Origin of the sequence: Pantoea sp. A4 (assembly GCF_000295955.2) — a bacterium.
Classification (GTDB): Bacteria; Pseudomonadota; Gammaproteobacteria; order Enterobacterales; family Enterobacteriaceae; genus Pantoea; species Pantoea multigeneris.
Genome location: NZ_ALXE01000018.1, coordinates 38637 through 50654, shown reverse-complemented (window position 1 = coordinate 50654; position 12018 = coordinate 38637). Strand labels below are relative to the sequence as shown.

10 protein-coding genes are annotated in these 12018 nt (G+C 54.0%); 6 read left to right on the top strand and 4 right to left on the bottom strand.

The genetic code is table 11. The features are described 5' to 3' along the window. The first annotated feature begins 1 nt into the window (after position 1). The 4 genes from B880_RS0104100 (at position 2) to B880_RS0104085 (ending at position 4033) form a co-directional block, all read left to right on the top strand. On the top strand, positions 2–1792 hold the full coding sequence (locus tag B880_RS0104100; RefSeq protein ID WP_017346101.1) for an SGNH/GDSL hydrolase family protein: 1791 nt from the start codon (positions 2–4) through the stop codon (positions 1790–1792). 19 nt (positions 1793–1811) lie between these two features. Continuing rightward, positions 1812–2570 (top strand): hypothetical protein, encoded by a 759-nt coding sequence (locus tag B880_RS0104095; RefSeq protein ID WP_017346100.1) that lies wholly within the window; start codon positions 1812–1814, stop codon positions 2568–2570. A 48-nt stretch (positions 2571–2618) separates the two neighbouring features. After that, positions 2619–2759 (top strand): hypothetical protein, encoded by a 141-nt coding sequence (locus B880_RS26585; RefSeq protein ID WP_017346099.1) that lies wholly within the window; start codon positions 2619–2621, stop codon positions 2757–2759. A gap of 233 nt (positions 2760–2992) precedes the next feature. Further along, positions 2993–4033, top strand: coding sequence for an oxidoreductase (locus B880_RS0104085; protein ID WP_017346098.1), 1041 nt, complete (start codon positions 2993–2995; stop codon positions 4031–4033). 81 nt (positions 4034–4114) lie between these two features. Here B880_RS0104085 and add read toward each other — a convergent pair whose 3' ends face one another. From add to manA, 3 genes are all read right to left on the bottom strand, one after another. After that, on the bottom strand, positions 4115–5113 hold the full coding sequence (add, locus tag B880_RS0104080; protein WP_017346097.1) for an adenosine deaminase: 999 nt from the start codon (positions 5111–5113) through the stop codon (positions 4115–4117). Between the two features lie 148 nt (positions 5114–5261). Then, the gene (locus B880_RS0104075) at positions 5262–6761 is read right to left on the bottom strand and encodes a YdgA family protein (RefSeq protein ID WP_017346096.1); all 1500 of its coding nucleotides are present in this window, start codon (positions 6759–6761) and stop codon (positions 5262–5264) included. A gap of 96 nt (positions 6762–6857) precedes the next feature. After that, the gene (gene manA / locus B880_RS0104070; protein WP_026042415.1) at positions 6858–8033 is read right to left on the bottom strand and encodes a mannose-6-phosphate isomerase; all 1176 of its coding nucleotides are present in this window, start codon (positions 8031–8033) and stop codon (positions 6858–6860) included. Between the two features lie 204 nt (positions 8034–8237). Between manA and fumC the strand changes: the two genes are divergently transcribed. Further along, positions 8238–9635, top strand: coding sequence for a class II fumarate hydratase (fumC, locus tag B880_RS0104065; RefSeq protein WP_017346094.1), 1398 nt, complete (start codon positions 8238–8240; stop codon positions 9633–9635). 44 nt (positions 9636–9679) lie between these two features. Here fumC and tus read toward each other — a convergent pair whose 3' ends face one another. Next, positions 9680–10615, bottom strand: coding sequence for a DNA replication terminus site-binding protein (tus, locus tag B880_RS0104060; protein ID WP_026042414.1), 936 nt, complete (start codon positions 10613–10615; stop codon positions 9680–9682). 208 nt (positions 10616–10823) lie between these two features. Between tus and B880_RS0104055 the strand changes: the two genes are divergently transcribed. Then, complete coding sequence (locus B880_RS0104055) at positions 10824–12002, top strand: MFS transporter (protein ID WP_017346092.1); 1179 nt, start codon at positions 10824–10826, stop codon at positions 12000–12002. Positions 12003–12018 lie beyond the last annotated feature (16 nt).

Here is a 12018-nt window from a genome sequence, read left to right as displayed (position 1 = left end):
CATGACAACGTATAAAACCGGCAACGCGCTGGGGTCTTCTGCACCCAAAGATTTATTCGACAACGCGGAGAATCTGGATTTAGCCGTTAATGATACGGCGAACCCGACCTGGGAAGACCGGTTTGGTGTCAAGCGCGAGACGCTTTATGGTGCGCTTAAAAACTTCAAAGACAACGGTGGCGCACTCGCTTTTGCGAACGAAGCCGCGCTACTGGCGTATGTCCCTGAATCACCCAACGTGCTGGCAATAGACACGGGCACCGGTAGCTACTGGATATGGGATGGCACGTCCTGGGCGATCACATCGTTTCATCCTGCTCAGCTTGAGCAGGTCACCGCATTGATGGCCCTGATCAACAAGAATGACGCCGCGCTGCTGTATGAAGTTCTGGTAGATGAAGAGGGTGGGATTTTAAGGAAGTACAGCAGCACCGAGATATCCGACCTGTTTCATACCGTCCGCTCCACCAGCGGTATCACGTCACTGGGTGGAGATGAGGAGGGAGGTCGGCTGATTTATGCCGACGACAGTGGCCTGGATATCGGTCCGCTGCGGATGCGTTATTCACCGCTACCGGGAATCCGCGTGATTGATAGTGAAGGCGCTATCCTGCAGGACATTTCTGATCCCGGTGAAGCGCCTGTTCTGGCAGGCAGTTCCACTCTGGACGATGGCGTATTCTTCGGCTCCAGAAAAATAGCGGCCTTTGCCGGGGAGGCGGTGAACATCCATGTTCCCTCGCTGGTTTCAGATCGGCTGGCGGCCGCTGATATTCTGGCATCAATCGGATCGCTGACTACGCCCGCACAGCTATCAGGCTATGGCGAGCTGAAGGTTGATATTGATTCCTACGGTAGCCAGGCCGTCCTGAATCTCCGGCCGGAGAATGCGACAGACGGTCGCTATGGCGCGCTGGTTGATTTAATTCCGGTACCGGCATCCACGACCAGCACTGACATCAACATCCTGATGATTGGCGACAGCATTGGTAACCGGCAGGGGCCGCTTTACCTCTCTCAATATCTCTCTGAAAAAGGCTACACAGCGAAATACATTGGGACGCTGAATACATCCCGATTAGTGAGCGATGCCAATGATGCTTCCGGCGCGCTTGCAGAATGTCGTGAGGGATGGGAGTCCGGCGATTTTACGGGTGCTGTGACAGACCGGATCAGCATTGTTCAGCCGGGTGCAGAAGCTGCTTACCTGGCACAAGACAAAACCACGAAGTGGCCGCAAAATCCTTTCCTACGGGTAGCAACGAGCGATGACCCGGCGGATATCATCCGCAACGGCTGGGTGCTGGATTTTGCTTTCTATGCCACCCGATTCTCTCTGACTGCGCCGGACGTGATTATTTACAGCGTGGGGACTAACGATGTGCGCGACAGGCCGGAGGCTGAAATCTATAGCAACGTGCTGGACAGTGAGGCGCTGATCCTCAACCGGCTCAGAGCGGCATGGCCCAACGCGAAAATCATCCGAATGCTTCCGCCGACCGCAATGGATACGGAACGGAATGCCCTCTGGTCCACGAAGTACACCAAAATCCTGCGTGCCATGGGAGTAGTGAATACGCAGCGAGCCGACACGAAAACCATGATTGCGCCGACCTGGGCCTTCCTGAACACCGACAACGGCTATCGCCGGACATTCACGGGTGTAGATCCGGATACCGGCTTCGGAAAACTGACATGGGCTGATGCCGTGCACCCCTATGAATCAGGCCGACCACATTTATACCAGTCACTTGCCCCCTATGTTGCGGCGACGTATCTCAATTTAATTTAATAAAGAAAGGAAAAATATTATGGGCGTGGAATTAATTTCAGTGGGTTCAGTAGCACCGTGGTACACGAAGGTTTCTCCACCCGTAGCGCGGGGTCTGGAAGGCTGGTTCTGCTTTGATACGGCCCTTGACCGTATTGCGTTCAACCGTGCTCCAGGCAAGGGGAATGGCGCAATTGTCGGCGCACCAACGGTAGGCACTAACTATGCGAGATTCACCGGTAATGCCTCCTACCTTCAGACGGACATTAAAGAAACGGCAGAATTTACCGTCATGCTGATTTCGAAGGCAGTCTCAGTGCCTGATGGCAGCCCGGCCACAACGGGCGCAACGACGCCGATGCACTTCGGGACGTTCACTGGCCCTGCATCCCTGTCCGGGTATCCGACCAGTTACGGCATCAGCATGTTTAACCAGTACCCCAACAGAACTTCATCCGGGGTCTGTCGGGATGACGGCACTGGCAGTGGTGTGACAAGCGCCCAGGCCTTTCTGACTGAGACGATTAACACCTGGGCCTTAAGAGTGCTTCGCGGAAGCGACACCCTTGTCTCACAGTATAAAAATCTCACGTCGGGAATTACCGGGAGTTCGTCCACGGCAACGAAGCGCGTACCGACGACAAACACCATTCGTGTCGGCAGCGGTTATGGGAGCTTTGCCGGTCAGGTTGATGTATCCCAGATCATCATTTTCAGTTCATACCTGACGGATGATGAAGTGAGCAAAGTTGCTGCACTGATGCGTACGCGGGCTTCCCGACTGGGCATTACCGTTTAAAAAGATGCAGGTAGTCTTTGTCGATTAATAATTTGTCCGGGCTACCGGTTGATCGGCAAATACTACCCAAAGAGCCAGATCACTGAAGACGGCGAAGCGATAGAGGGTGAAGCGCTGGAAGATGTGATCGTGTTGGGGAAGATTGTTTGTGAGATTTTGACGCTGGAGCGCAACGATGGTCCGGTTTGAGCCGACCTTCACGTATGTGAGGGGGGAAGAGGTGTTGCAGTAGAGGGATTGTTTGCGAGCTTTTGACGTTAGAGAGGGATGATTGGGGCATGGGTGGGGCATGGAAGATCGTTAAAGCTCACCCAAGTTCATTGCATAAAACTTTATAGTAGTGGTCCAACCGCTATAATACGGCGCTCCTGGACGATATTTGATGATCTTTAACTACGCATATTCATACAACAGGAGTGCACATGAGCGATAAACTTCGGGTGGGTCTGGTTGGCTATGGCTTTGCCAGTAAAACATTTCATGCCCCACTGATTGCAGGCACGCCAGAGCTGGAGTTGGCTGTCGTCTCCAGTAGTGATGCGACTAAAGTACATGCTGACTGGCCGCAGGTGCAGGTCGTTAGTGAGCCGCAGGTGCTGTTTGACGATCCCTCGCTGGATCTGATCGTGATCCCAACACCCAACGATACCCATTTCCCCCTGGCCAAGGCCGCGCTGAATGCTGGCAAGCATGTGGTGGTGGATAAACCGTTCACCGTGACACTGTCACAAGCGCGCGAGCTGGATGCATTAGCCAGGAGCAAAGGTCTGCTGCTTTCCGTGTTTCACAACCGCCGCTGGGACAGCGATTTCCTGACGCTGAAAGACCTGATTGCCAGCGGTAAGCTGGGTGAGGTGCGCTATTTTGAATCGCATTTTGACCGCTATCGCCCTGAAGTACGCCAACGCTGGCGCGAGATGAAAGGCGCAGGCAGCGGCATCTGGTTTGATTTGGCCCCACATCTCATTGATCAGGCGCTGCAACTGTTTGGCCAACCAGTCTCGATTACTGCCGATTTAGCAGAATTACGTGCCGGTTCCCAGGCCACCGATTACTTCCATGCCACGCTAACCTATCCGCAACGCCGGGTAGTGCTGCACGGCAGCATGCTGGTGGCGGCCGAGTCGGCGCGTTATCAGGTGCATGGCACTCTGGGCAGTTACGTGAAGTATGGTCTTGATCCTCAGGAAGATGCGCTGAAATCCGGCGCGCGTCCGCCGCAAGAGGAGTGGGGCTATGACATGCGTGATGGCACGCTCACCCAGGCGGATGGCGCGGAGATGAAGGAAGAGAGCTATCTGACCATTCCTGGAAATTACCCGGCTTACTACGCCGGTATCCGTGATGCCATTTTGGGACGTGGTGAAAACCCCGTCACGGCAGAGCAAGCCATTCAGGTGATGGAGCTGATTGAGCTGGGTGTGCAATCGTCAGAAAAACGGCAGACCCTGTCGTTGAAATAATCGCTTTTCAGTAAGTCTTAAAAATGAAAACAGCGCCGGGGTTTTTCCCTGGCGCTGTTTTTTTATCTCTGAAAACGGTGTTTATCCCGCGACTTTGTTGCGCAACGCCTGTTTCTCTGCGGCGCTCAGGTAGGCAATCGCCAGACCATTTTCCTGCGCCTGACGAATTTGCGCAGCGTTCAGCCCGGCTGCTGGCGCGGCGACTTCATATTCATGCGCCAGTTCAATGCCCTGAACCGCAGGATCATCGGTGTTGATGGTGGCGAGAATACCGTGTTCAAGGAAGGCCTTGAGGGGATGGGTTGCCAACGAAGCCACAGTGCTGGTCTGGATGTTTGAAGTCAGGCAGGACTCAATGCCAATGCCGTTTTCTGCCAGATAGTCCATCAGCGCAGGATCTTCGATCGCTTTAACGCCGTGGCCGATACGGCCCGCGCCCAGTTCACGGATGGCCTGCCAGATGCTTTGCGGACCTGCCGCTTCACCGGCATGAACGGTAATGTGGAAACCGGCATCGCGTGCGCGTGCGAAATGGTTGACGAATTGGCTGCCAGGGAAGCCCAGTTCATCGCCCGCCAGATCGATTGCGGTAATGTGATCGCGGTGGGCGAGGAAACCTTCCAGCTCGCGCAGGCAGGCTTCTTCCCCAAAGGTACGGCTCATGATGCCGGTTAAACGCACTTCTACGTCATGCTGCTGACGGCCAGCACGAATACCGTCAATAACCGCTTCTACCACGCCGGCAATCGGCAGGTTGTGGGTCATGGCCATATAGCCTGGAGAGAAACGCAATTCGGTGTAGTGGATGCCAGCACGGGCGGCATCTTCCACGTTTTCCTGTGCAATACGACGGCAAGCATCGAGATTGCCCAACACTTTAACACCCCAGTCCAGCTTACTCAGGAAGCTAACCAGGTCAGGTTCATTCTCTGTGACCTGAACGTGTGGGCGCAGTCCTTCCAGCGTATCGGCGGGCAGTGCCAGATTGAACGCACGGCCTAAGTCTAAAATGGTGGCAGCACGGATATTGCCATCAAGATGGCGATGGATATCTGTCAGGGGTAGGCGGGGATCGATCATTGTGCACTCGCTTGGTTATCAGGAAGTGCAGAGAAGTATAAAAACATCTTGCGCATCTACGCCAGCCATTTGCGCAACTTCGTGTGCAGATGCTGGATTATTGTGCGCTTAATGCAAAAAGGGTACCTTGCGGTACCCTTAGAGGGTGTTACTGTGGCATGCCTTCGTTGGTCGGGACGCCTAACATGTAACGTGACATAAACTGTGCCAGCGTCATTTTGTCACCGTTCATCGTCACCTGGCCGTTGGCGTATTGCAGGCTGGTGGTGATGTTGTCATCTTTTTGCTGCGTCAGGCGGAACATCTGGCCCATTGCGGCCAGGCCTTTCACCTGCTGGTCTGCCATTTTCTGCGCATCGTCAGCATTATAGCCTTCTGCCAGGCCCACCTGGTGCATCACCTCGGTGGCCATTGGCATATTGATGTTCAGTTTGGCATCCAGTGTTTTCAGCACCCGATCAACCACCGCAGAGAGATCCGTGGCTTCGCCGGTCACTGTCGCAGGATCGTTGAAGTTGGCGTTGAGCGTAAAGCTGCTTTCACCTTTGCCGTTTTTCCAGGTAAATGGCGCAATACTGACGCTGGGTGAGCCTTTCAGCAGCACCGGCAGGTTTTGTAACAGCATCGCACGGACATCTTCCTGATAACGTACCGGATCGTCCGCCAGACCTTGCTGTTTCAGTAAGTCCTGTAACTGCGCGTTGTAGTTATCAGAGAAGGTTTTCATGGCTTGTCCGTCGACGTTAGCCACGGTCAGTTTCAGCTGTGACTCACCAAAATCATGCTGTTGCAGCAGGATTTTGCCAATACCGTAATCGATGGTTCCGCCGATTTTGTTCTCTTTGCTGTCGAACGACGAGGTGATTTTAAAATCGTTCAGCGTCAAGGTTTCCTGGCCGTTTACCGTTACAGAGGTTTTATCCAGCGACAATGACTGGTCACCAATCCTCACGCCTTCCGGGCTGAGGTAGGTATTGCCATCCATTTTGAGGTTATTCACCGTATACAGGATCGGCTGATTATCTTCATTCTTCACGGTCACAGCCAGGTTTGGCAGATTCAGATCGAAATCAACCTTGTCACCTTTACTGTCTGAACCCAGGGTGAATTCGCCACCCGAAGAGGCAAACCGCTCGCCGGTCTGCGCGTTTTGATAATCCAGTGCCAGTAAGTTGACCACAGTATGGTTGGCACCGGCGTACCCTACGCGGGTGTCTGCCACCAGCGGGGTTTTGTTGTCGGTCAGGTCGAACAGTTTTTTCACCGCATCGGTGTTGGTCAGTTCGCTGTGAACCGCAGCAAGGCTGGGGATCACATTAAAATGCTTGAGCTGCAGCAGCGGGAAAGGACCGTGGTCGATAGTTTCATCCAGGACGATCGACTGGCCGGGTTTTAACCAGGCGTTATCCGCGGTTTGTGCGGTTGCCTGAATCACCACTTTGGCGTGACTTGAGAATATGCCACGCTGGTAATCCTGATAAGTCAGCGTCAGTGTGCTGGCTGGCCCCCAGCTTTGCAGGCGCGCATTGGCTTGCTGCACCAGTTCGTCTTTATGGCTCTCAAGCTGCTTTCCGGTGAACCAGGCCGCACCCGTCCAGAGAACGCCGAGGGCGACAATCACACCTACCGCTATATTGCTTTTTTTCATTACAGAGTCGTCCTTATCCATGTGTACGCTTACGCCGCCAGCGCAATATTATAATCGTTTGAAATAATAGCAGTTGATCCCGACGGCGTCAGCCTGTCAGCGCAACTCGTTAAACACCCGAGCCAGCCGACCACGCCCGTGCACAAGGATTTGCGGGTTATCTGCCGGTATAAAACCAGACTCGCCTGCCTGCAAAATCAAGCGTTCACTGCCGCTAATAAGCTGCGCCTCACCTTCAATGCAAAACACGATGGTGGCGCTGGGTACGGGCAGTGGCTGAGGTTCAGGTTGCAGTGTCTCGATGGAAAAGGCGAAGTCATCAACCGGGATGGCATATTGTACGCCGTGATCCTGCCGTATCGGTTGGGTGAGCAGGGTATTGGCCGGGCTGGGCTGGAAGCGCACATTGGCTAGCAGCTCTGGTACATCAATGTGCTTGGGTGTTAGTCCGGCGCGCAGTACGTTGTCTGAATTCGCCATTACCTCCAGTGCCACACCCTGCAGGTAGGCATGCGGTGTCTCCGCATAAAGAAACATTGCTTCGCCAGGCTGCAAGGTGACGACATTTAATAACAGTGGCGTAAACAGGCCGCCATCATCGGGATAATCCACCGCGATGGCCTCAATGGTTCGCCATGGCTCTCCCGACTTTTCTTTACACAGGTTCAGCAGGGTACGGATAGCACGGCTTTTCACTTCACCCTCGAGCGAAATCAGGGTGGTGAACATCTGGCGTAGGTGCGGCTCATCAGGGGAGCTCAGGTAGTCAGCAATGACCTGATGCACATCCGCCAACGGCGTGAGGAGTGCAATGCACTCAGCGGTGGCACGAAAGCCATTAATCGCCTGAAATGGGGTCAACGCGTAAACTAATTCGGGTTTGTGGTTGGCGTCTTTGTAGTTACGCTGCGGCGCATCAAGCGGAATACCTGCCTGATTTTCCTGCTGAAAACCGGCAACCGCAGCGGATTTACTCGGGTGTACCTGAATGGAGAGCGGATGAGCGGCGCTGAGTACTTTGAACAAAAACGGCAGTTCACCGAACCGCTCAGCGACAGCGGAACCTAATCGGGTTGTCACATCCGCTGCAATCCATTCCCTCAGGGAATATTTAGTGCCATTTGTATCAATAAAAGAAGGGCTTTTAGGATGGGCTCCCATCCACAGTTCGGCCATCGGTCGCTGCTGAGGATCGGTGATTCCATACAATTCTGTCAGCGCGGTAGGGCTTCCCCACGCGTAATTTTGCAGCGAATTCTCTAATCTAAACATGCTCAAACGGATCCCCTGTGACGGTGAATTTGTAAGTAAAGCAGAGGATTGCAAAAAAGATATTGCCCAGGATCAGATAAACGACAATCGAAACGAGAATGTTAAATAATTGTATGCCATAATTTTGGCGCCCGGATTTCGACACCTTTATTAACCATTTGCACGGGCAACAAACCATCAGAACAGTCGTATAAGGAGAGAGTCATGGCGGCCAACCGCGTTGAAAAAGATTCAATGGGACCGATTGATGTACCGGCTGATAAGCTGTGGGGCGCGCAAACCCAGCGTTCCCTGGAGCATTTCCGCATTTCTACGGAAAAAATGCCTGAAGCGCTGGTGCATGCACTGGCGTTGACCAAGCGTGCTGCTGCTACGGTGAACCGGGATCTGGGCCTGCTGCCAGCGGAACGTGCAGAGGCGATCGTGAAAGCAGCCGATGAAGTGCTGGCCAACAAACACAGCGACGAATTCCCGTTAGCAATCTGGCAAACCGGCTCCGGCACCCAGACCAACATGAACATGAACGAGGTGCTGGCGAACCGTGCCAGTGAAATCCTCGGCGGTGAACGTGGCATGGCGCGTCTGGTGCATCCCAACGATGATGTGAATAAAAGCCAGAGCTCGAATGACGTGTTTCCTACGGCGATGCATGTTGCAGCGGTGATTGCGATTCGTGAACAGCTGGTTCCTCAGCTCAACGTGCTGAAAAAGACCCTGAGTGAGAAATCAGCAGCGTTTAAAGATATCGTCAAAATTGGCCGTACTCACTTGCAGGACGCGACACCACTGACGCTCGGCCAGGAAATTTCGGGCTGGGTGGCGATGCTGGAACACAACCTTAAACACCTTGAATTGAGCATCCCGCATGTGGCCGAACTGGCTCTGGGCGGTACAGCGGTAGGGACTGGCTTAAACACGCATCCTGAATATGCCGTGCGTGTGGCAAAAGCATTGGCTGATTTGACCGGACAGCCTTTTGAAACCGCACCGAATAAATTTGAAGCCCTCGGCACCTGTGACGCACTGGTGCATGCTCATGGCGCATTGAAAGGCCTGGCGGCTTCACTGATGAAAATCGCTAACGATGTGCGCTGGCTGGCCTCTGGCCCGCGTTGTGGCATCGGTGAACTTTCTATCCCGGAAAATGAACCCGGCAGCTCCATCATGCCAGGTAAAGTCAATCCGACCCAGTGTGAAGCCTTAACCATGCTGTGCTGCCAGGTCATGGGCAACGATGTGGCGATCAACATCGGTGGGGCATCAGGTAACTTCGAACTGAATGTCTTCCGCCCGATGGTGATCCACAACTTCCTGCAGTCTATCCGCCTGTTGGCCGATGGCATGGACAGTTTTAACCACCACTGTGCCATCGGTATTGAGCCGAACCGCGATCGCATCAGCCAGTTGTTAAATGAGTCGCTAATGCTGGTAACGGCGCTCAACACCCACATTGGCTATGACAAAGCCGCTGAAATCGCCAAGCAGGCACACAAACAGGGGCTGACCCTGAAGGCCTCGGCGCTGAAACTGGGCTATCTGACGGAAGAAGAGTTTGATGCCTGGGTGCGCCCGGAAGAGATGGTTGGCAGCATGAAGCAGTAACGCCTCTGCCAGAAGAAAGGCCAGCACTGATGCTGGCCTTTTTTTCAGGGCTCAACCGGATGATCGACCCATAAATGCAACCGTGGGATCAGTAGCCACAGGGTTTCAGCGGCAGGTTTGTGGCGATGAGTAATGTTCTGCGCATCATAATTGGGCAGTTCACCCAAGACCGGCACTTGTGAACGGTCGCGGCAGGTAATCAGAATGGGAGAAGGGCAGGCAAGCTGAACCTGTTTTTTCTCTTCGGCACGCCACACGCGGGCAATGGGTTGAACCTTGACCGGGCGTTTAATCTTCAGGCGCGTGTTGGCAGGCAGTGCGCGCACGCTGGCTAACTCTTGCTGGACTTTCTCTGCCCACTGCTCTCGCGTCCAGGGTGCCTGCGCGCGGTTGGCTTTCAGGCTTTTCTCCAGCATGGCTACCACTTCTTCACGCTGCAAATTCTTAATGATATTTTTGTTGGCCCAGCCGAAGCGAAGGCTGTCGGGGGCGCTCAGCAGCGGAATGGTACGGTAGGCATTGAGGGTGATTAACCCCGGAAAGTGATGATGCACAAAGTCAAAGCGTGCTTCAGAGGGGAGGCCGGACTCCTGCGTAATCATCAGTTCGATATGCTGTTTTAACTGATTAATGTGCGAGACCTGGTCCATCAGTGAAGCTTCTTTCTCTTCATCGCACTCAATACATATTGCCCCTGGCAGACGAACCGCCGCTTTAGTGCTGAGTTTCTCGGACTGATGCTGCATAAACAGGCGGCAGTAGTGCTCCAGCGCTTTTTGTCGCGCCGCTAGCCCTAAATGTTGCTCCACCGTAATTTGGGTAATCGCCTCGTGTTCCTGTCCCTTTTCAATGGGGGGGAGTGAAAACACGCGTGCGATCAGCAGAGGCTGTTGCTCGATATCCTCACGCAGCGTGCTCAGCGCCTGCTCAAGCTGGTTGAGTGAGCGGCGTAAATCATCAACTAAGTCATAGCGCATCAGTAAACCTCCCTAGTTACAACATACCATTTAGCCACACTGAGTTTGCCTGCAATCAGGTTTCCATTCAATACGCCTTACTAGTTACAACATACGTAATGCGCGATATTAAAATATCTCCATTGATATGGTGCATCAGCTTATCAGGGGATATATCACGCACTCCGCACATGGTATAAAAATCGCCTGTCTGATAAGGATCAATCGATTGATGGAACAAAGCATTAAACCTGCGCGCCGCGCCATTATCACCCTGGGATTAGTACAAATATTACTCTGGGGCGGTTCCTTTTATCTGCTCGCGGTCATGGCTGCGCCCATTGCGCAGGAAACGGGGTGGTCGCAAGAGTGGATCTATGGCGCGTTATCCATCGCCATACTGGTTTCGGGTCTGCTTGCCCCTTTAAGCGGGCGTATCATCGCCCGAACGGGTGGGCGCTGGATGTTAGCCAGCAGCGGTGTCGTGATCGCACTGGGGCTGGTGATGATGGGGCTAAGCCATCAGTTAATCCTGTTTTTAATCGCCTGGGTTATCACCGGCGTAGGCATGGCAATGGGGCTATATGACCCGCTGTTCGCGGCTTTGGGTAACATTTACGGCCTACAGGCTCGTGCCGCAATCACCGGTATTACCCTGATTTCCGGGTTCTGCACGACCCTTGTCTGGCCGGGGACGGCGGCGCTGGTCCATTTACTGGGCTGGCGAGAAAGTTGTTTTGCTATCGCGGTGTTGTTACTTCTCACTACGTTGCCTGCTTCACTCTATGCACTGCCCGCCACGGCGGGGCAGAAACCGGGTACCAAACGGCGTCTGCCTTCGGATGTTGATCTTGCGCCAACGCTGTTCTGGCTACTGTGTGCCATTTTCACACTGGCCTCTGTCATCATGACCGCAGTTTCTATTCAACTGATTACTTTGCTGCAAGCGGATGGTTACAGCCTGGCTTCCGCCCTGGCGATCAGTGCCATTCTGGGGCCGTGCCAGGTGGGATCGCGCATTGTTGATATTGCGTTCAAACGAGGCCATCCCATCTGGACAACCTTTTTCTCTGTCGGTCTGGTGGCGATAGGGTTGATTGTGTTGGCCTGTTTTCCGCAGTTTGCGCTGTTGAGCATGGTGCTGTATGGCGGAGGGAATGGGCTGCGCGCTATTGTGCGCGGCACGCTGCCGCTGGCCCTGGTCAAACCTGAGGCGTATGCGGTGGTAGTAGGGCGGATGGCACGTCCCGCGCTGATAGGACAGGCGGTGACGCCACTCTGTTTTGGCTGGATTTATGCGGTGTTCGGTGCCAGTGCCACCTTGTGGGCATTATGCGGCCTGGCAGTGATCAACGTGGGGCTGGTGATGGTGCTAAAATCCCGTTTGCCCGACGCGCGTGAGGCGTTATAGCACAGTGTGCGCCTTC